At 28.1% G+C, this 21,914-nt stretch carries 23 protein-coding genes; 8 read left to right on the top strand and 15 right to left on the bottom strand.

Annotated elements, in window-relative coordinates:
- Positions 1-82: 82 nt before the first annotated feature.
- The 6 genes from SKUN_RS07480 to SKUN_RS11055 all read right to left on the bottom strand — a co-directional run bounded on the left by SKUN_RS07480 (position 83) and on the right by SKUN_RS11055 (position 2,078).
- The gene (locus tag SKUN_RS07480) at positions 83-286 is read right to left on the bottom strand and encodes a DUF2649 family protein (RefSeq protein WP_053391496.1); all 204 of its coding nucleotides are present in this window, start codon (positions 284-286) and stop codon (positions 83-85) included.
- 2 nt (positions 287-288) lie between these two features.
- On the bottom strand, positions 289-438 hold the full coding sequence (locus tag SKUN_RS09580; RefSeq protein ID WP_015988090.1) for a hypothetical protein: 150 nt from the start codon (positions 436-438) through the stop codon (positions 289-291).
- On the bottom strand, positions 439-879 hold the full coding sequence (locus SKUN_RS07475; RefSeq protein ID WP_083436134.1) for a DUF3627 domain-containing protein: 441 nt from the start codon (positions 877-879) through the stop codon (positions 439-441). It abuts the gene before it with no gap.
- Positions 872-1,198: a hypothetical protein gene (locus SKUN_RS07470; RefSeq protein ID WP_053391494.1), complete on the bottom strand. Its 327-nt coding sequence runs from the start codon at positions 1,196-1,198 to the stop codon at positions 872-874. Before SKUN_RS07470 ends, SKUN_RS07475 begins: the two co-directional genes overlap by 8 nt.
- 389 nt (positions 1,199-1,587) lie before the next feature.
- Entirely contained in the window at positions 1,588-1,845 is a 258-nt protein-coding gene (locus tag SKUN_RS07465) for a hypothetical protein (RefSeq protein ID WP_053391493.1), read from the bottom strand.
- Positions 1,845-2,078, bottom strand: a complete 234-nt coding sequence (locus tag SKUN_RS11055; RefSeq protein WP_053390782.1) for a hypothetical protein — start codon at positions 2,076-2,078, stop codon at positions 1,845-1,847. The genes SKUN_RS07465 and SKUN_RS11055 overlap by 1 nt, the downstream gene beginning before the upstream one ends.
- 341 nt (positions 2,079-2,419) lie before the next feature.
- Here SKUN_RS11055 and rpoB point away from each other — a divergent pair, with 341 nt between their 5' ends.
- The 8 genes from rpoB (at position 2,420) to SKUN_RS07420 (ending at position 16,355) form a co-directional block, all read left to right on the top strand.
- The gene (rpoB, locus tag SKUN_RS07455) at positions 2,420-6,328 is read left to right on the top strand and encodes a DNA-directed RNA polymerase subunit beta (protein ID WP_053391492.1); all 3,909 of its coding nucleotides are present in this window, start codon (positions 2,420-2,422) and stop codon (positions 6,326-6,328) included.
- Between the two features lie 14 nt (positions 6,329-6,342).
- Positions 6,343-10,095, top strand: a complete 3,753-nt coding sequence (rpoC, locus tag SKUN_RS07450) for a DNA-directed RNA polymerase subunit beta' (RefSeq protein ID WP_053391491.1) — start codon at positions 6,343-6,345, stop codon at positions 10,093-10,095.
- Between the two features lie 133 nt (positions 10,096-10,228).
- Entirely contained in the window at positions 10,229-10,651 is a 423-nt protein-coding gene (rpsL, locus tag SKUN_RS07445) for a 30S ribosomal protein S12 (protein ID WP_053391490.1), read from the top strand.
- Positions 10,652-10,676: 25 nt separating this feature from the next.
- Positions 10,677-11,144, top strand: a complete 468-nt coding sequence (gene rpsG / locus SKUN_RS07440; protein WP_053391489.1) for a 30S ribosomal protein S7 — start codon at positions 10,677-10,679, stop codon at positions 11,142-11,144.
- Between the two features lie 21 nt (positions 11,145-11,165).
- Positions 11,166-13,244 carry an elongation factor G gene (gene fusA / locus SKUN_RS07435; RefSeq protein ID WP_053391488.1) on the top strand — a complete coding sequence of 693 codons (2,079 nt, stop codon included), beginning with the start codon at positions 11,166-11,168 and terminating at the stop codon, positions 13,242-13,244.
- Positions 13,245-13,363: 119 nt separating this feature from the next.
- Positions 13,364-14,554, top strand: coding sequence for an elongation factor Tu (tuf, locus tag SKUN_RS07430; protein WP_053391487.1), 1,191 nt, complete (start codon positions 13,364-13,366; stop codon positions 14,552-14,554).
- A gap of 97 nt (positions 14,555-14,651) precedes the next feature.
- Positions 14,652-15,284 (top strand): LemA family protein, encoded by a 633-nt coding sequence (locus tag SKUN_RS07425; protein WP_235511071.1) that lies wholly within the window; start codon positions 14,652-14,654, stop codon positions 15,282-15,284.
- Between the two features lie 60 nt (positions 15,285-15,344).
- Positions 15,345-16,355, top strand: coding sequence for a DUF3137 domain-containing protein (locus SKUN_RS07420; protein WP_053391485.1), 1,011 nt, complete (start codon positions 15,345-15,347; stop codon positions 16,353-16,355).
- Here the strand turns inward: SKUN_RS07420 and SKUN_RS07415 are convergent.
- The 9 genes from SKUN_RS07415 to SKUN_RS07375 all read right to left on the bottom strand — a co-directional run bounded on the left by SKUN_RS07415 (position 16,348) and on the right by SKUN_RS07375 (position 21,914).
- Positions 16,348-16,842, bottom strand: a complete 495-nt coding sequence (locus SKUN_RS07415) for a hypothetical protein (RefSeq protein WP_053391484.1) — start codon at positions 16,840-16,842, stop codon at positions 16,348-16,350. The two genes, SKUN_RS07420 and SKUN_RS07415, sit on opposite strands and share 8 nt — an antisense overlap.
- A 336-nt stretch (positions 16,843-17,178) precedes the next feature.
- A complete protein-coding gene (locus tag SKUN_RS07410; protein WP_053391483.1) occupies positions 17,179-17,658 on the bottom strand; it encodes a hypothetical protein in 480 nt (159 codons plus the stop codon).
- Positions 17,640-17,930, bottom strand: a complete 291-nt coding sequence (locus SKUN_RS07405; RefSeq protein WP_053391482.1) for a hypothetical protein — start codon at positions 17,928-17,930, stop codon at positions 17,640-17,642. The genes SKUN_RS07410 and SKUN_RS07405 overlap by 19 nt, the downstream gene beginning before the upstream one ends.
- Before the next feature lie 27 nt (positions 17,931-17,957).
- Complete coding sequence (locus tag SKUN_RS07400; RefSeq protein WP_053391481.1) at positions 17,958-18,569, bottom strand: hypothetical protein; 612 nt, start codon at positions 18,567-18,569, stop codon at positions 17,958-17,960.
- 665 nt (positions 18,570-19,234) lie between these two features.
- A complete protein-coding gene (locus SKUN_RS07395; protein ID WP_053391480.1) occupies positions 19,235-20,386 on the bottom strand; it encodes a hypothetical protein in 1,152 nt (383 codons plus the stop codon).
- 197 nt (positions 20,387-20,583) lie between these two features.
- Positions 20,584-20,862, bottom strand: coding sequence for a hypothetical protein (locus SKUN_RS07390; protein WP_053391002.1), 279 nt, complete (start codon positions 20,860-20,862; stop codon positions 20,584-20,586).
- Positions 20,863-20,874: 12 nt separating this feature from the next.
- A complete protein-coding gene (locus tag SKUN_RS07385; protein ID WP_053391479.1) occupies positions 20,875-21,273 on the bottom strand; it encodes a hypothetical protein in 399 nt (132 codons plus the stop codon).
- Entirely contained in the window at positions 21,254-21,706 is a 453-nt protein-coding gene (locus tag SKUN_RS07380; RefSeq protein ID WP_053391478.1) for a hypothetical protein, read from the bottom strand. Before SKUN_RS07380 ends, SKUN_RS07385 begins: the two co-directional genes overlap by 20 nt.
- Positions 21,699-21,914: a hypothetical protein gene (locus SKUN_RS07375; protein ID WP_053391477.1), complete on the bottom strand. Its 216-nt coding sequence runs from the start codon at positions 21,912-21,914 to the stop codon at positions 21,699-21,701. The genes SKUN_RS07380 and SKUN_RS07375 overlap by 8 nt, the downstream gene beginning before the upstream one ends.

Here is a 21,914-nt window from a genome sequence, read left to right as displayed (position 1 = left end):
CATAATGAAAATATATATTATATTCAAAAAAAGATTTTAAAATTTTGTGGGGAGAGAAAACCATAATAATAACAAAATTTAATTATTTAAAACAACTAACTATTTTAAAAACCATTCACATTAAAAACCAAGTTAAGAACAAAATAACAATTCAAATACCAACCATTAAAGTTAAATATTCATTTTGTGTTAAATTCCACATTGTAATACTTTCAACATTCATTTTATCTATAAACAAAAATATATGAATAAAAAACTCTTTTAATTTAATTCAATCATTTTGCATTTTTAAAAACTCCACATTTTTTGAATAAGTTTAAAAAAAATTCCAAAAAACAAAACAATAAATAACACAAACGATATAACATATAAAAACTCAGGGGCATTTGCACCAATAATATAACTAACAAATTGAACTCAATAATCATATAAACTCATTTAATTTAAATCTTCCAAATCTTTAATTAATTGTTGCTCTTTTTCAACAGTTCAATTTATTAAATTATTATTGTTATTATTTGCTTTTACTTTTTTAGGTTCACTTGAAAATAACGCTTCTTTCATTTTAGTAAAATAATTTTGTTTATATTGATTATATAAATTGATTAATTCTGTTCCAGTTAAATATTTTCAAATATTTCGCTTTAAATTTTCATCATACTTTATAATAGGATAAGAATTATCATAAATCAAACCAATTGCTACTTGCTCTGAATGTTTTTCACTCGGATAAATAAACCTATTACTCAACCAAAAACCAATATGGCGATTATGATTGGGTAAATTAATAAAACTTGCTTTATCTGTTGTAAAAGGGATAAATTCCTTACTAATAAAATAATTTTCTATATTCTGATTTTTCTTAATATAATTACTCAATTTTATCAACTCCTTCAATTTGTCAATATTGAATTAATTTTTCTTTTTCAACATCAAAATCCACCTTAATTTCAAAAATATATTTTATATGCATAATAATCATAAAAATAAATGATATAAAAGCAAATACAGACATAATAATTTCAAAGAATGGAAAATCTTTACCATAACTTAATATTGAAATATAAATAAAAAAACTTAAAAAAAACAAATTAATAATATGTCCAAAAAAACAAATCAAATTTAATCAAAAAATATCTTTAATAAAATCTCTCTTTATTTTTTTATATTCCTTAGTTGTTTTAAATTTCATATCCATAATATAATCTCCTAACTAAATATTTGTTGTAAATTAACAGCTCACAACTTAACTAGAAAAATTAAACACTTATTTAGAAAACATTTACAGCTTAATAAACAATGTTATAAATAATGTTCGTATAATGTTTATTTATTGCAATAAACACTGATTATTAACAATGTTATAAAAAATGTTAATATATTGTTTATTTAATGTTTAATAAACACTGTTAATAAACATTGTTAAATATATAAAATAATAAAAATTGGCACACTGAAAATAACTATTAAGAACTTTAATAGTAAATATAATAAATTCATTTTTCTATTTAATAAATTCATTTTTTACATCAAATCACATATAAAAACTAGTGTGCCACAGTTAAAATATATGATAAATAATAAATACTAAACTCCTTTAACCATAATACGGAAAAAATTTAATATTTTTATAATACAAAATATAGCAAACGGAATTAAAATAATTCACGCATCGCCTAAGAAAACCATTATCTCAGGTAAAATATTTGTTATACCTTCTTTAACTTTTCATAATGCACTAGTTAATCCAGTTCAAATACCAGTCATACCCTCAGTCATAGTTTTAGGTGTAGGTGCTGTTGTTGTTAAAAAATTAACCGCCGTTGTTAAATACATACCTAACATTATTTTTTATCCTCCTTTCTTTCAATTTCTTTTTTATCTTTTTTATTTCGTTCAATTTGACGAATTTTTTGATAAATTCCTAAACCAATATAAAGAAAAATCCCCAATACAATAAGAACACTAAATATTGTCGTTAATCAAATTGGCATAATATAACTCCCTTCTAAAAAATTAAAAAATTGAAATTTGCAAACTCGCTCCGCTCGTTGTCGCTTCGCTCCATTAAAAAACATTATTGAATAAATTATCCGCTAATAAATTACGCGGAATAATTTATTCTTTTACTTTTTAATTTCAATATCTTTTGCAATCTTATTAGCATTATTAATAACATTATCTTTACCATACTTTTTCACTAGCGACTGCAAAATAAAATATTGCTTTGTTTGCATAATTTCAACTCCTTAATTAAAAATATTAAAAAAATTTACTTTCCAAAACTGTAAAAACCAAAAATACAAAATGTGTGTGGTTTCTACAATTTTTTTTAATTTTTAATAAAAAGAATTGACTTTTGTGTCAAACCAATATAAAATTTATAAGCGTATATTGTGAAAAGTGAGGTTAATAATTAATGGCATTAAAAGAAAAAGAATTTGGGCATTACGCTAAAAGAATTGATTACACAAAAGTAAGTGGGAATTTAGATTTACCAAACTTAATTGAAATTCAAACTGAAACATATGATTGATTCAAGAAAACAGGGATTAGCGAAGTGTTCGGGGAGGTATTTCCGATTGTTGGACATGAAGGAAATATAGTTTTAGAGATGTTAGATTGAGAATTTAGAGAGCCACGAAGAACAATTTCTCAAGCAAAAGATGAGTCAAAAATTTTTGAAGCACCAATTTATTCAAATTTAAAATTAACAATTAATTCAAAAGATTTAGAAGTTGAAAAAGCAATTGTTAAGGGAGAACCAGAATTAATTAAAGCGTGAATTGAAGAACGTGTCGGGCATATGATTACAATTTTAAAAAAATCAACTGATGTTATTTATTATGATATTCATTCTGGCGATGAAACAGCAACATGTACAATAACAATTAAAGAAAGATTAGATGATAAACTAATTATTGATATTACAATTGAAAAAGAAGGCGAAGTCTTTTTTGGTGATTTTCCACTAATGACAGGAAAAGGAACTTTTATTGTTAATGGTTCAGAAAAAGTCGTTGTTTCACAATTAGTTCGTTCACCAGGTGCATATTATAAAATTGATTTAAATCGTAAAAATGGAGAAAATGTTTACTATGTTGATTTAATTCCATCACGAGGGACATGGTTAGAGTTTGAATCAGATCATAAAAAAATTAAAGTTGGAAAAGAAGAAAAATTTGAGAATGTTTTTTATGTAAAAATAGATAAATCTAGAAAAGTATCTGTTGCTAATTTCTTAACGGCGTTAGGAATTATTAAAGAAGATGCTCTAGAAATTTTTGGCGATAATAAATTAGTAAAAAGCACTTATGAATTAGATTCATACACAGGTGATATTTCATATGATCAAAGTATTGCTGTTCAAGAAATTTATAAAAAAATTCGTTCAGGAGAAACAGCAACTCCAGATGGTGCGACAAAATATTTATATGGATTATTATTTGATAAACGTAAGTATGATTTAACCAAAGCAGGACGTTTTAAATTAATTCAAAAATTATCAGTTGAAAATCGAATTTATAACAAAATATTAGCTGAAGACATTAAAGATGTAAATGGTAAGGTTGTTTTTACCGAGGGAATGTTAATGGATAAAGAAGCTATTAACAAGTTAAAAGGAATTTTAAAAGCAGGAGCTTGTTTACAAGAAGTTAAATTTAGTGATGAAATTATTTGTTCTAATAAAATCCAAAAAATTAAAGTGTATGTTGATAATGAAGTTTGTTCACGTGTAGCGAATATTATTGGAATTGATCTTAATGCAACTGATGAATATGTAACAGTGCCTGATGTTTTGGCGACATTTTCATATTTATTAAATTTAACAGATGGAATTGGGGAAGTTGATGATATTGACCACTTAGGAAATCGTCGTGTTCGAACAATTGGGGAATTATTACAAAATCAATTTCGAATTGGTTTACTAAGAATTGAAAAAAATGTTAAAGAAAAAATGTCAACTTCAAATTTATTTAAAATGAAACCTTCAAATATTATTAATAATAAGCCATTATCATCAATTATTGGTGAATTTTTCAATTTATCACAATTATCACAATTTATGGATCAGACAAATCCTTTAGCTGAATTAACAAATAAACGTCGATTAACAGCCCTAGGGCCAGGAGGATTATCAAGAGAACGTGCTGGGTTAGAGGTCCGAGATGTTCACTACTCACATTATGGTCGTATTTGTCCAATTGAGACCCCAGAAGGGCCTAATATTGGATTAATTAATAACTTAGCAACATATGCTAAAATTAATTCATATGGATTTATTGAAACACCATATCGCCGTGTTATTGGTTGCAAAGTTACAATGGAAAATGATTATTTAACAGCTGATGAAGAAAAAAATTATGTTGTTGCACAAGCTAATATTCGTTTAAGTGACAAGGGTGAAATTTTAGATGAACAAGTGGTTGCACGTTTCCAAGGAGAAAATATTATTGCTGGACGAAACGATGTTGACTATGTTGATGTTTCACCAAAACAAATTGTTTCAATTGCAACAAGTTGTATTCCATTTTTAGAAAATGATGATGCCAATCGTGCTTTAATGGGTGCTAATATGCAACGACAAGCAATTCCTTTAATTGTGCCAAATTCACCATATGTAGGAACAGGAGTTGAATATGTTGCTGCTCGTGACTCGGGATTAGCAATTGTTTCACAATATGATGGAACTGTTGATTTTGTTGATGCAACAAGAATTGTTTTAAAAACAAAAGAAGGATTAAAAAATTATAATTTAGACACTTTTGTTCGTAGTAACCAAGGAACATCATTAACTCATGTTCCATTAGTGCGTCAAGGACAAAAAATTGAAAAAGGACAAGTTTTAGCTGATGGACCATCAATTGATAAAGGAGAACTAGCATTAGGACAAAATGTAGTAGTTGCTTTTACAACATGAAATGGTTACAACTATGAAGATGCAATTATTGTTTCAGAACGGTTAGTATCCGAAGATGTTTTTACATCAATTCATATTGAAGAATATACAATTGAACGTCGTCAAACAAAACAAGGTCCAGAAGAGATTACTCGTGAGATTCCGAATATTTCTGAAAATGCACGAAAATTTTTAGATGATGATGGATTAGTTATTATTGGGACAGAAGTTAAACCCGGTGATATTTTAGTTGGAAAAGTAACACCAAAAGGACAAACCCAATTATCACCAGAAGATAAATTATTACAAGTAATTTTTGGTGAAAAATCAAAAAATGTTAAAGATAATTCATTACGAGCTCCAAATGGTGGTGAAGGAATTATCCAAGCAATTAAACGCTTTCCACGAGAAAAATATGAATTATCAGCTGATGTTTTAGAAGTTATTAAAGTTTATATTGTTCAAAAACGAAAAATCCAAGAAGGAGATAAAATGGCTGGTCGTCATGGGAATAAAGGGGTTATTTCGAAAATTTTACCGTTGGAAGATATGCCACATATGGAAGATGGAACACCAATTGATATTATGTTAAATCCATTAGGGGTACCATCACGAATGAATATTGGACAGGTGTTAGAAATTCATTTGGGAATGGCAGCTAAAAAGTTGGGACAAAAAATTTCAACTCCTGTTTTTGATGGAATGACAAATGAAGAATTAATTGAAATTATGGATAAAGCAGGAATGAAAAACTTTGGGAAAGAAGTTTTAATTGACGGTCGAACAGGTGAAAAATTTGATAATCCAGTTTCGATAGGAGTAATGTATATGTTGAAATTATCACATATGGTTGATGATAAATTACATGCAAGAAATGTTGGGCCATATTCATTAATTACACAACAACCATTAGGAGGAAAAGCCCAAAATGGGGGGCAACGTTTTGGAGAAATGGAAGTATGAGCGTTAGAAGCTTATGGTGCAGCTCATACATTACGCGAAATTTTAACAATTAAGTCTGATGATATTAAAGGAAGAACACGTGCTTATGAATCAATTGTGAAAGATAAAAAGATTCCAGAACCAGGAATTCCAGAATCATTTAATGTGCTAACTCGTGAAATTCAAGGGTTAGGATTTAATATTCATATGATTGACGAAAAAGGAAACATTAAGAATATTAAGAGTTATGATGAGACAGATTATGTTGATGAAGACTTATTAACAGATAGTGAAGAATTTGAAGATGAATTTGATATTGATAACTTTATTTTAAATACTAATCGTGAGCCACAAAAAAATGATAATTTAGATGAATTTGTTAAAGTTGAAGATAGTTTTTACTTGGTAGATAATTTAGTCAATGATGAGTTAGATGACATTGATGATGAACTTGATGAAATTAATGATCAAGATGAATTAGATTAAGGGGCAAGAAAAAAATGATTAAAAATAATGAAAAAAATAATCGTATGATTAAAATCGGCTTAGCAAATCCTAATGATATTCGTAGTTGATCATATGGGGAAGTAAAAAAACCAGAAACAATTAATTATAAAACATTAAAACCAGAACGAGATGGATTATTTGATGAAAAGATTTTTGGTCCAACCAAAAATTTTGAATGTGCTTGTGGGAAGTACAAAAAATCAAAAAATAAGGGAAAAATTTGTGAACGTTGTGGAGTAGAAATTACTGAAGCGATTGTTCGTCGTGAACGAATGGGACATATTGAATTAGAAGAACCAGTAACACATATTTGAATGTTAAAAGCAGCACCTAGTCGAATTGCTTTAATTTTAGATATGAAAACAAAAGAACTTGAAGAAGTTGTTTACTTTGTTTCATATATTGTATTAGATGCTGGTGATGCAAAATCATTGAAACAAAAAATGGTATTAGATTTAGGAAATGCTAAAACATCAGCACAAACACGTCAACGATTAACAAAGACATTGCGTGAAATTTTAGATACACTAGAACATAACAAAATTGCTTATGAAGTGGGAGAAACAATGATTGAAGATTTAAAAAATACTTCATTGCCATTTTCAATGGATGAATGTGCTCAGTTCATTAATCGTCATACTAATGCACGATTTGGAATTGGAGCAGAAGCTGTTGAAGTATTATTAAAAAATCTAAACATTGATGATGAAATTGAAAAAATTAAGCAAGATTTAAAAGATAAAAAAACACAATTAGATCAAAATAAATTAATGAAACGTTTAGAAGTTTTAGATTCATTAAAAAAATCAGGTTCACGACCAGAATGAATGATTTTACGAGCAGTGCCAGTCATCCCACCAGATATTCGTCCAATTATTCAACTAGATGGTGGTCGTTTTACAACATCAGAAATTAATGATTTATATCGTCGAATTATTATTCGAAATGAACGATTAAAAAAAGTTAAAGCAATGGGAGCACCAAGTGTTATTGTTAATAATGAAAAAAGGATGCTACAAGAAGCTGTTGATGCTTTATTAGATAATGAACGTAAGGCACGACCAGTAACGGGAAAAGATAAACGACCATTAAAATCATTAACAAGTATTTTAAAAGGAAAACAAGGTCGTTTCCGTCAAAACTTATTAGGAAAACGAGTTGACTATTCAGGGCGGTCAGTTATTGCAATTGGACCTGACTTAAAAATGTATCAATGTGGGTTGCCACGTGATATGGCCATTACATTATTTAAACCATTTGTTATTAGCAAATTAGTTAAAGATGGTTTAGCAGCAAATATTAAAGTTGCGGAAAAATTAATTTTAAATCAAGATGATAAAGTATGAGAAGTTTTAGAAGAAGTTATTAAGACTCGTCCAGTGTTATTAAATCGTGCGCCAACGTTACACCGATTAGGAATTCAAGCATTTGAACCAAAATTAGTTAAAGGAAAAGCAATTAGATTACATCCATTAGTAACAACTGCTTTTAATGCTGACTTTGATGGTGACCAAATGGCGGTTCATGTCCCAATTACAGAAGAAGCAGTTGCTGAAGCACGAAGTTTAATGTTAGGAAATCGAAATATTTTAGGACCAAAAGATGGTAAACCAATTGTTACACCAACTCAAGATATGGTATTAGGGAATTATTATTTAACATATGAAGAAAAAGGACAATTAGGGGAAGGAACAATCTTTAAAGATTTAAATGAAGCTGTTATTGCATATGAAACTGGAGCTGTCGCTTTACATGCTTTAGTTGCTATTCCTGTTGTTGGTTTTGTAAATAAAAAATTTAAACCAGAACAAATGAAAGATTATATTATTACAACCCCAGGAAAAATTATTTTTAATCAAATTTTTAAAGAAGAGTTTCCGTACTTAAATGAACCGAATGTTGAAAATTTAACAGCATTACCTGCTCGTTCATTAATTAAAGACAATGTTAATTTAGTTGAATATTTAGCGAGTTGAAAAGTTAATCCACCATTTAAGAAAAAAGATTTATCAAATATTATTGATCGCTACTTTAAACAATATGGAGCTAATAAGACTGCTGAAATGTTAGATAACATGAAAAATCTTGGTTTCAAATATTCAGGGAAATCAGGAGTAACAGTGTCAGCGGGCGATGTTAAAGTTTATGATAAAAAACAAGAAGAATTTAAAGCTACAGATGAAAAAGTAAAAGAAATTAATGATTACTTTAAAATGGGAATGTTGACCAGTCGTGAAAAACAACACCGCATTATTAGTGTATGATCAAAAGTTAAAGATAACATTCAAACTGAATTAGAACATGTTTTACGTGAAGACCCAAAAAATCCAATATTTATGATGGCGGATTCAGGAGCACGAGGAAATGTTTCAAACTTTACCCAATTAGTTGGGATGCGGGGGTTAATGAATAATCCAAAAGGAGACATTATTGAATTACCAATTAAGTCTTCGTTTCGTGAAGGTTTAACAGTGTCAGAATTCTTTATTTCAACCCATGGGGCACGAAAAGGGATGGCTGATGTTGCTTTAAAAACAGCTGACTCAGGATATTTAACAAGACGATTAGTTGATGTTTCACAAGAAATTATTATTACAGTGAAAGATTGTAATTCTCGTCGTGGTTTTGTTGTATCAGATATTATTGAGCAAAAACATGCTAACATTATTGTGCCATTATTTGACCGTTTAGTTGGCCGCTATAATTTAAAAGATATTAAATTAAAAAATGGTGAAGTTATTGCTGCTAATACATTATTGACTGAAGAAGATAGTCGAAGAATTGTTGATAATGATATTAAGGAAGTTATTATTCGTTCTGTTTTAACTTGTGAAGCAGAAAAAGGTGTTTGTCAACGTTGTTATGGGAAAAACCTTGCTACAGGAATGGAAGTTGAAATTGGTGAGGCAGTTGGAACAATTGCTGCGCAATCAATTGGAGAACCAGGAACACAATTAACAATGCGAACATTCCATACTGGTGGTGTTGCTGGGGGAGCTGATATTACCCAAGGGCTACCACGGATTAAAGAATTATTAGATGTAACCACACCAAAAGGATCAATTGCTGTTATTTCTGAAATTGATGGAAAAATTAGCGATATTCGTGATGAAGGTGGAATTCATACCATTTATGTTAAATCAGATAGTGATGAACGAAAATTTAAAACACAATATAATGCTGTTTTAAGAGTTAAAATTGGTGACAAAGTTGCTCGTGGTCAAAAATTGACGGAAGGTTCAATTAATATTAAAGAATTATTAGAAGTTGCAAAAATTGAAGATGTACATAATTATATTTTAAAAGAAGTACAACGAGTTTATCGCTTACAAGGAATTGAAATTTCTGATAAATATATTGAAATTATTATTAAACAAATGTTAAATAAAGTTAAAATTATTGATGCTGGTGATACTGAATTATTACCAGGAGAAATTGTAACAATTAAACGCTATCGTAATGAAACAATTAACGCTGTTCGTTCAATGAAAAAACCGCCAACAGCAAAACATGTTATTTTTGGAATTAAAAAAGCACCATTAGAATCTGAGTCATTCTTATCATCAGCGTCATTCCAAGATACAACACGAGTATTGGTTAAGGCAATTATTAAAGGCAAAGTTGATTGTTTAGAGGGTTTAAAAGAAAACATTATGTTAGGACATTTAATTCCGGCGGGAACAGGATTAAAAAATCCCAAAGATATTATTACGGCTGGAATTGCAGCAAAAGCTGAAGAATACTAAAAAGACCTAATGGTCTTTTTTCTTGGGAATATTGACAATAAATCTTGACTTAATTTTTTGTTTTATGTAATATTATATATGGATTGTATTCTTTGATACACTCGGATATGTGAAAGAGAAAGGAGAAATCTTAATGCCAACAATTAATCAATTAGTGCGTAAACCACGTAAATATAAAGTGTGAAAAACAAAAGCTCCTGCTTTAAACAGAGGGCTAAACTCTTTACAAAAAAAACCTACTAATGTTACAGCACCACAAAAAAGAGGTGTTTGTACAAGGGTTGGAACAATGACACCAAAAAAACCGAACTCAGCGTTACGAAAATATGCTCGTGTGCGTTTAACAAACGGAATGGAAGTAACAGCATATATTCCCGGTGAAGGACATAACTTACAAGAACATAGTGTTGTATTAATCCGTGGTGGAAGGGTTAAAGATTTACCGGGGCTTCGTTACCATATTATTCGTGGTACTTTAGATACTGCTGGAGTTAATAACCGCCAACAAGGAAGATCACTATATGGAACAAAAAGACCAAAAGCCGCAAAAGTTTAATTAAACAGAAAGGAGGATTATTACGATGCGTAAACGCCAAGCAGAGAAAAGAGATGTTTTACCAGATCCAATTTATAGTTCAAAATTAGTAACACGTGCAATTAATAAAATTATGATTAATGGGAAAAGAGGAGTTGCTCAAACAATTTTATATGGAGCATTTGAGATTGTTAAAGAAAAAACAAAGACTGAACCGTTAGAAGTTTTTAATAAAGCAATTGAAAACATTACGCCACATTTAGAATTAAAAGTTCGCCGAATTGGGGGAGCTAATTACCAAGTTCCAATTGAAGTAAATGAAGATCGTAAAGTTACGTTAGGATTAAGATGATTAATTAATTATGCAAGATTACGTAATGAAAAAAGTATGATTGATCGTTTAGCAAATGAAATTATTGATGCTTCAAATGGAATTGGTGGAGCAGTTAAGAAAAAAGATGATACTCATAAAATGGCGGAAGCTAATAAGGCTTTTGCTCATTATCGTTGATAAAAAATAGAAAGGAAAAGAAAAATGGCAAGAGAATATTCTCTAGAAAATACGAGAAATATTGGAATTATGGCACATATTGATGCTGGAAAAACTACAACAACAGAACGAATTTTATTCCATACTGGGAAAATTCATAAAATTGGTGAAACCCATGATGGAGCTAGCCAAATGGATTGAATGGCTCAAGAACAAGAACGTGGAATTACAATTACTTCCGCGGCAACAACGGCGTTTTGAAAAAATATGCGCTTAAATATTATTGATACTCCAGGGCACGTTGATTTTACTGTTGAAGTAGAAAGATCATTACGTGTGTTAGATGGAGCAGTAGCTGTTCTTGATGGACAATCAGGAGTTGAACCTCAAACAGAAATGGTTTGACGTCAAGCAACTACATATGGTGTACCACGGATTGTATTTGTTAATAAAATGGATAAAATTGGAGCTGACTTTTTATACTCAGTAAAAACAATTCATGACCGTTTACAAGCAAATGCTCATCCAGTTCAAATTCCAATTGGAGCTGAAGACCAGTTTACAGGAATTATTGATATCGTTGAACGAAAAGCTTATAATTATGATGGAGCAACAAACGAAGAAGCAAAAGAAATTCCAATCTCAGATGATTTAAAAGACTTAGTTGAAGAATACAGAATTAAATTAATTGAAGCAGCGGTTAACTTTGATGAAAATTTAATGATGAAATACTTGGATGGTAATGATATTTTAATTCCAGAAATTAAAAGTGCAATTCGTACTGCAACATTAACTGGTGATTTTTTCCCAGTCTTTTGTGGGAGTGCTTTTAAAAACAAAGGAGTTAAATTAATGTTGGATGGGGTAATTGATTATTTGCCTTCACCACTTGATATTCCATCAATTAAAGGTGTTCTAGAAGATGGGACTGAAGTTGAACGTCATGCTGCTGATAGTGAACCATTTTCAGCATTAGCATTTAAAATTATGACAGACCCATTTGTTGGGAAATTAACATTTTTCAGGGTTTACTCTGGAGTGTTAAAAAAAGGAAGTTCTGTATTAAACTCAACAAAAGATAAAACAGAACGTATTGGTCGTTTGTTGAAAATGCATGCTAATAATCGTGAAGAAATTGAAGCAGTGTATGCTGGTGATATTGCAGCAGCAGTTGGTTTGAAATTAACAACAACGGGAGATACGCTTTGTGATGAAAAAAATGAAGTAATCTTAGAATCAATGGTTTTCCCAAAACCAGTTATTAACTTAGCTTTAGAACCAAAAACAAAAGCTGACCAAGAAAAAATGAGTTTAGCATTACAAAAATTAGCAGAAGAAGATCCAACTTTCCGAACATGAACAGATGAAGAAACAGGGCAAACAATTATTGCTGGAATGGGAGAACTTCACTTGGATATTTTAGTTGATCGAATGAAACGTGAATTTAAAGTGGAAACTAATGTTGGAACACCACAAGTTTCATATCGTGAAACATTTAAAGATAGTGCTGAAGTAGAAGGAAAATACATTAAACAATCAGGAGGACGTGGACAATATGGACACGTATGAATTAAGTTTGAACCAAATCATGATAAAGGATTTGAGTTTGTTGACGCAATTGTTGGTGGAAAAATTCCAAAAGAATTCATTGGTTCAGTTAAAAAAGGTTTAGAAGAGTCAATGCAAACAGGAAAATTAGCAGGATATCTAATGATTGATATTAAAGCAACATTATATGATGGGTCATACCATGATGTTGATTCATCACAAATGGCTTATGAGTTTGCCGCTAGTTTAGCTTTAAAAGAAGCCGCTAAAAAATGTAAACCAGTTATTTTAGAACCAATTATGGCTGTTGAAGTTACTGTTCCAGAAGAATACTATGGGGATGTAATGGGAAACTTATCTTCACGTCGTGGTCAAATTGAAGGAAATGATCAACGTGGAAATGCCCAAGTTGTAAAGGCAAAAGTTCCATTATCAGAAATGTTTGGATATGCAACTGACTTACGAAGTTTTACCCAAGGACGAGGAACTTATACAATGTTGTTTTCACATTACCAAGAAGCACCAAAGTCAATTACCGAAGAAATTATTAAAAAAGCAGGAAAATCAACAGATTAATTATTATACAATGGTTTAATCTACCATTACTAAAAAAAAGATTGCAAAGTAAAAATAATTAATTTATAATAGTTATGACATTTGTCTATTAATTAAAAATATAGGAGGAAAAGATTAAAATGGCAAAACAAAAATTTGATAGAAGTTTACCACACGTAAATGTTGGAACAATTGGCCACGTTGACCATGGTAAAACTACTTTAACAGCAGCTATTACAACTGTATTGGCTAAAAAAGGATTTGCAGAAGCCCAAAAATATGACAATATTGATAAAGCTCCTGAAGAAAAAGAACGTGGTATTACAATTAATACTTCACACGTTGAATATCGTACTGATAAAAGACACTATGCGCATGTAGACTGTCCCGGGCATGCCGATTATGTTAAAAACATGATTACAGGTGCTGCACAAATGGATGGTGCAATTTTAGTTGTTGCAGCAACAGATGGGCCAATGCCTCAAACAAGAGAACATATCTTATTATCAAGACAAGTTGGTGTACCAAAAATGGTTGTTTTTTTAAACAAATGTGATATGATGGATGGCGATACTGAAATGATGGATTTAGTAGAAATGGAAGTTAGAGATCTATTAAGCGAATATGGTTTTGATGGTGAAAAAATACCAGTTATTAGAGGATCAGCTTTAAAAGCTCTTGAAGGTGATGTTCAATGAGAAGAAAAAATTATGGAATTAATGAACGCAATTGATGAATGAATTCCAGAACCAGAAAGAGATACTGATAAACCATTTATGATGCCAGTTGAAGATGTTTTCACAATTACAGGTCGTGGAACAGTGGCAACAGGTCGTGTTGAACGTGGAATTGTTGAAGTTAATGAACAAGTCGAAATCGTTGGATTAAAAAATGAAACTAAAAAAGTTGTTGTAACAGGTTTAGAAATGTTTAGAAAATTATTAGATGATGCTAAAGCTGGAGATAATGTTGGGATTTTATTACGTGCAGTTGATCGTAGTGATGTTGAACGTGGGCAAGTTATTGCTAAACCAGGTTCAGTTAAACCACATAAAGAATTTAAAGCACAAGTTTATGTTTTAACAAAAGAAGAAGGTGGACGTCATACAGCATTCTTCGGAAACTACTGTCCACAATTTTACTTCCGTACAACTGATGTTACAGGTTCAATTAAATTACCAAGCGGTGTTGAAATGGTTATGCCAGGGGATAATGTTGAAATGACAGTTGAATTAATTGCACCAGTTGCGATTGAAGAAGGAACAAAATTCTCAATTCGTGAAGGTGGACGTACAATTGGTGCCGGAACAGTTGTTTCAATTAGTAAATAATAACATTTAAAAATAACTATCTTTGAGTTATTTTTTAATTAATTATAATTAATCTTGTTTTTATATTTTTTTCTTATATAATAATATTAGATAAGTTTTGAAAGAAGTAGTAACAATGAGATATAATCCAACAGTTAATAATGCGGAAGTTCCAGCAACAAGTAGTTTTTGAGGAAAATTATTTGTATACATTTGATTTATTTTAATTATCCCAATTTTCTTATTTATTTTATCAAGAAATAATTTAATTAGAAATAAAGAAAAAATTGAAGAAACAGCTTCTGACATTGATGTTCAATTAAAACGAAGAATTGATATGTTAACAAAATTAATTGATAGCACAAAGCAATATATGAAATATGAAAAAGATACTTTAACAGCAGTTGTTGAATTACGTAGTCAAGCAAATAAAAACTTAAATGTGAAGGAATTAGAGCAAGTTAATAATGCTGTTACAAGTCAAGCTGGTAAAATTAATGTATTATTAGAAAATTATCCAGATTTAAAAGCTAATAACAGTGTAATTGAATTACAAGCAGGAATTAGAGATTGTGAAGATAATATTGCGGCTGCAAGACGTTTTTATAATTCAGTAGTTCGTGACTTTAATGGGAGTTTAAAAACATGGCCATCAAATGTTACAGCAAGTTCATTAAAATTAAGTACATTCTTATATTTTGAAGCTAATGCTGCTGATCGTCAAGATGTTAAGATAGATTTAGGCCAATAATTATTTAAGTTTAATTCTATTTTTTTAATTAATTAAAAAATATAAAAGGATAAAATAAGAATGATTAAATCAGATTTAGAAACAATTGTTGAACATGATTTTCAAATGTTAATGCAAAAACATAAACTAAAAAATCTTAATTTTAAATATTTTAAAAAGCGGTATATCTTTTTGAATTTCATCTTAGTTGTTATTACTTTTTTCTTGTTGTTTTTATTATTAGCAATAATTATGAGAATGCCACTTAGTTTTTTAAAAGGATTATTAGAATTAGGTATTGCTGGTAAAATTATTTTAATTTTTAGTATTTTAGTTATTTTAAGTTTAGGGATTTGATTATTTACAAAGTATTATCAAGCAGCAAAATTACAAAAAATTATTATGCAAGAACTACCGTTTGAGAAATTTTATCAAATTGGTCTTAATGCTTTGGCAAAAAAACAATATCAAATTGCTACTATTACTCAAAAATTTAATCTTTTTCCACGTATGGGAGTACCTAATACGAAAGATCTTAAAGAAGACTATGTTATTAATTTTTATGAAAATGATATTAATTACTCATTTGGAACATTGACACGACGCGAAGTGAATGGTTGAGGTAAATATAAAGAAGTTACTTATACGCGATATCCTTATTTGACGCTTGATGTTAAGGAAATGCCAGAATTAGTTGCTACAATTAAAGCAATGGATACCTTCTTAAAAATTTTTAAAACAATAGATAATACAACATTAGAATCAACAGAATTTGAAAAAATGTTTGCTGTTAATGCAAATGACCAAATTTTAATACGAAAATTATTAACACCAAAAGTAATAGTCAATTTAATTGAGTTAGCAAAAAAAGAAACAAAAATCCCAACAATGCACTTTGATGATGGGAGCTTGACAATTGTTTTTAATAATTATTTTGTTAATAGTTTTGATGACCCAAAAGGACGACTACTTGGATTCTATTTTATTGGAACTTATCAAGATATTTTGACAAATATTATTGATGTTATTAATCAAGACATTGAATGATTATTGACTGTTTTGCAATGAGTTTTAGTGTATGATTTTAGGTAGTAGATTTTTGTGGTGGAATGGGTTTATTTAAAATAATTAAATTAATGGTATTAAATCCACCAATAATACTACAACTTCATAGAACATATCCTAAGCCGACATATCACAATCGCTTAATTATAAGACTAAAAGTTGTTTTTAAAATTAGTTGGATGGAAATTAAAGTTAAAAAGAAGAAAACAATTGTAATGATTAAAACAAAAAAATAAAAATATAAATTTAAACGTAATCAATTTTTGTTGTTATCATAATAATAAATTTTTGAAAAAATGAAGGGGTTTTTAATAATTAAATAATTAATAAATAATATAATTAAATTAACCACAAGAAAAATTGAACAATAAATTAATTTATCTTGTGATGACATGTTTTTTAATGCTAGTAAAATAATTATAAAAATAATTGTTACAATACCTAATGAAGCAAAAAGTCATAATAAATGCCATTTATTTTTTTTAAGATAACTACGAATACGAATAATTTTCATTGTTGACTCCAATCATTTTATTAGTTAAATATATCTTACTATAAATTTTAATAATAATATTATTTTTTCAGTTTTTGTGGTTTAATATAATAGAAAAACTGAGGAGGACATTTATGTATAAAGTAATTAAAGTGACATCATATTTTTGGTAGTATATATTATTTTGAGGTTTTTAATAAAATTAAGTAATTAGAAACAAATTAAGTTTCGCTTATGACTAAATGATAACAAAATTTATAAAAAATTAAACCTTTTTTAAAAAATATAATTTTTAATTATGAATTTTCCCATACCAAAAAGTACTTTTTAAAGTTATTACTAATTTTAAAAAGTTTTTTATAAAGATAAAAATTGGTTTTGTCTTTGATTTAAATAAAAAATATTAAATTTAATTTTTTCTTTAATTTTAGTATTTTTTTCAATTTTAACTTCATTAATTTTGCTATTAAGTCTTAACATTGAAGAAATTAACATATTATTAAATATTTCTTTACAATATATTTTTGCCCCTCGTCCTTTAACGGACTTAATATAATGTGAAACATCACCCTCCATATGACAACCAATATTATATTCTAATGCTTGATTTTCAATGCCATCTTTATTATTTTTAATTAATTCAATAGTTTCTAATAAAAATTTCTTTTTGTTGTCAATAACATAGGGTAAATGACAAATTAAAAAATCTAATAAGACTACATAATTTCCAGTAAAAAAATATATTTTTGCTAATTTATATTTTAATCTATTAATTTTGTTTTTATTTCTATATGAAAATAAGTCTTTAAATCTTTTTACTAAATGAAATTTATCCAAACTATATGATACAGTATTATTTTTATATTTTTGATTGGAGTTTTGTGGATAAAATTAACTAATTTATTTTTATATATTCTATTTGCTCGCATTAAATTAACATTTAATAATAATTTTTTAGCAATGCCTTTTTTATGCAAATCAGTCATAATTTTATATCATTCATCGGTACTAATTTTTGTTATTTGTTCAAAATTTAAACCATATTCAAACAACCATTTATCAACATATCCTTTATATTTTTTATTTAATCGTGGTGCTTTTTGTACCAACTTTGGACTTATTTTTTGTAAGTTTTTTTAAATTTTTAATAGATTGTTAATTTTTTCTAAATTAGAAATTTTAAAACCCTTAGAAAAATCATTACGTGCTAATTTACCAATTGTGTATAATAAAGTCTCATTATTTGCTTGTTTAGTAAAATCAAATATTAATTTATTAAATAAAATCTTTTTACCTGTTACTTGTTTAACAACATCTTCTAAATTTTTAGCAGTTACTATTCCTAATTTTTCAAGTAGTTTAGTTTCTTTTGCTAATTTTAAAACTTTTGTTATTCTAGCAGCACGCGTTAATTTACCAACACCACCAATTGCTGGTAATAAATTTAGCGTAGTACTTTTTGCTGTAACTTCTGAAGTTAAACTATCGTATATTTGATTTACAGCAAAATCGGTTGCTGTTTCTACTCCAAACGAGATAAGTGTGGCAGCAAAATTAGATAATCCAGCACCAAGACCAACAGTCGAAGCAATCCCACCCGTCAAAACTGATAAACCAAGGGCTAAAACTTGTATTCCTAAAAATTCTAATAATTGTAAACCAAAACTTTTTTGTTGTTGTTGAATTGACAATCTAGTTGGTGTTTTAACTGCATAAATCAGAGCAGTTTTACTTGTTCCAATTGGCATATTTTATTTTGATTATTTCTTAGTAGCAGCAGGAACTGTAATTTGCTTTCCAGTTGTTTCTTCGGTTAATCAATTTGTACCACTTAAATTATATGGCACTTCAGCATCTTTACTAAAATCACCCTGGTCTCTATCATCAAAGATTTGATGTGAATAATCTAAAATATTAACATTATAATCTGATGTTCTTAAACCAGCATTAATTTTTTGAATTGCTTTAATAATTCCTGTATTTATTTCATCAATTACAACTGATTTTTTAGTTAAAGTAGGAACATCACTATATCAAGGTGTTGTTAAAGAACCAATATTATCTTTACTAAATCTTTTAATACTAATTTTATTTACTTTTTGTACTTTATAATATTGAACTTGTGAAACACCAGTTGCTTTATTTTTACCAGCAATATAAATATCAATTTCAATATCTGTTGCAGTAATATCATAAGTATCTGGTGAACCTTGATAATATAAAGGCCATCAATCAAAATCATTAGTTGTTAAACTTGCATCAACTGCTTTAACAGCTTTTAAAACTTTTGCATTTAATAATGGTCTTAAATCTTCACTTGTTACTTTTTGTGGTACAGTAATTCCTTTAATAATTTCATCATTTGTTAAACTATCTACACTTGTAATTTTATCGTGAATATCTATGGCGCTACTTACTTTGAATAAATTAAAGAAACTGTTCCACTATACTTATTTGGATTTCCAGTTGCTAATGTGCCAGTAGATGTAATATTAGTGAATGTTGCATCACCAGTTTGATAATTAGTATTTTTTGTTTTAATAGCAGTTTCTAATTCTGCTGTTGTTGGTGTATTGCCTGCCATTGTTATTTGACCTAAATTAGGTTGTGTAATAACTGTTGATAAGGGTTGTAAATAATTATGTTTAATAATTGCTTTGGGTTCAACTACTGCTCCACCTAATTCTAAAATTTTTTCCATAATTAAAGTATTACCCATACCAGTACCTAAACCAGCAGGACCAATTCTTAATGGGGTATGGTCTTTTTTACGCAAAATTAATGGGTCATATTTTTTGCTAAATTTAAAGGCGATTGCATTAACACCATTTGGTAATAGGCTAATTGTTCCTTCTGAACCATCTTCATTAATAATTGGTAATTTTTTAGGAACCATATAGTATGTTGTTCCTTCAACGGTTTTCATTGCTCCACTTGTTGAAATTACACTGTTAATTTGGTCATTTGCTCCAAGTTGTAACTGTAATTTATTACGAATTCCACGGATAAAATCTGCTGAACCCAAGACAACTGTTTCTGATGGAGTAAAACCATTTTCATATATTTTATCCATAATTTCATCATGGATTTGTAAAGCATTTGTATCATCTGCTTTTTTTCCTTTAATAGTTGTAACTTCTCCTTTATTAATAATTTCTAAAATTTTATTACGTTTATAAGCAACTTCAGTATCAATTGCTTGTTCAATATCAGCAGCTCAAAGATTAGGGTTAAAATAACTTTCTATGGGGTCTAATTTACGAGCAAAAAGTAAAATTGTATCTAATACAACAGCTCCATCCTCAAATTCTACTGCTGAATATTTTAACAAATTATCATCTGTATTGAATACTTGCCCATCTTTTCCTAAACCTTGTTTATATTTAATATTTTTCTTTATTTTATATTGTAAACTAAATTTATTTGCATCTAGTCAAGCAAATAATGCTTCTCAGCTTAATTTTTGTTGATAAGTTTTTAAGTATCATTGTTCAAATGTTTCTTTATCATTAACTGTTGCTTGGTTTACAATATCACCAAAAATTCTTTGTGGATTTTGTGCCATAATTTTATTCCTTCTTTCTATTTATTAAATACATTGTCTGTATCTAAAATATTGTTTTGTTTTTCTTTTGTTTTTGGTACTCCACCAGTATTAACTGTTTGTACCTTAATTAATTCATCATAAACACTTTGCAATTGTGTTTTGATAACTTCAATATCATCAGTAATGTCATAAGATTTTAATAAAACATTCTTAAATTATTCATTATCAGTTAAAGAATTAATAAAATCAATTATTTCAATTTGTTTTAATTGAATTGTTTGTTGTTCAATTTGTGAAGTTAATTCATTATTTTTTGTTTGTAATTCGGTTAATTGTTGATTACTATTTTCTAAATTACTTGCATTAAATTCTTCAACTTCATCAGTATTTTCTAAAATAATTTCAGCAGTTTTAATATCTAAGCTGCCATCTTCATTTTTAATTGGTTCATTATCTTCATTGATAAGAACATATTTTACATTTTTTAATGCCATTGATTTTTCCTCCTATTTTTTAATATTTGTATTTGTTCTTTTTCTAATAGCTTTTTGTATAATTTCAAAACTATCTACCCTAAAAGATAAAAAATAGCGTTTAGTTTTTATATTTAACTGATTAAAAACTGAGCCTTTAATTTTTATTTCATCATCTTTTTTTAATTTCAAAAACTCATTTAAAATCAATGGATTATATATTGATAATGTTGAATAATTTAATCCCTCTCATTGACATTTAGCAGAGCAAGCATCAACTTCAACACCCCCCGCAACCAGTGCCTTAATTTTAGTTTTAATCGGATTTTCATGTAATCTAACAGTTAATTCTAATTTATTAACTTTTTTATTTTTTATTTTAGGTTTATTAGTTATTGATTTTTTAGATAAATTACTTTTTGTTTGCGCCATTTTTATTAACTCCTTTTAATAAAAAATATTGTAAATGTTTCCAAGCATCTAATTTATGCTCTGTCATTTTAATATTTCCTTTATAAATATAATTTTTCTTAACAACTGGTGATTGTAAAACATAATTTAAATTAAATAAATATTTACATAAAACTTTTAAACCACCAATAAATTTAGGAGTAGATAGGGGGTTTTTTATTTTTAAACCTTTATGAAGTTGGTAATCTTCAATTATTACAATAACTTTGCTTAAATAATAACAAATTTTATTTTTAAAATCATTTAATATTAAATACATATTATTTATTGCTTCTTCTTCAGAATTAGAATTAAAAGTAATATTATTAATTATTTTCTTTTTCAAAAAATTATAAATAATAATACCAGTTTGTCCAATTCCAGCAGGGTCAATTGCAATAATATATTTAATCATTTTTATCTAAAATTGGTTCTATTTGTTTTGTTTTATATTTTTCAACAAAATAATATCATTTATCAATTATTTTTAAATTACATTTTAACTTTGCTAATTCTAATTCTGTTTTACTATTTCTTAATATTTTTTCAATTATAAAATCATTGTTATCATCTTTTACAGGTCTTCAAATATCGCTATTTTTATAACAAATTACAAAACGCAT

The sequence above is a fragment of the Spiroplasma kunkelii CR2-3x genome (assembly GCF_001274875.1).
GTDB classification, from domain to species: Bacteria; Bacillota_I; Bacilli_A; order Mycoplasmatales; family Mycoplasmataceae; genus Spiroplasma; species Spiroplasma kunkelii.
Note: the sequence above shows the minus strand (reverse complement) of the source record. Positions and strands in the feature narration are given on the sequence as shown.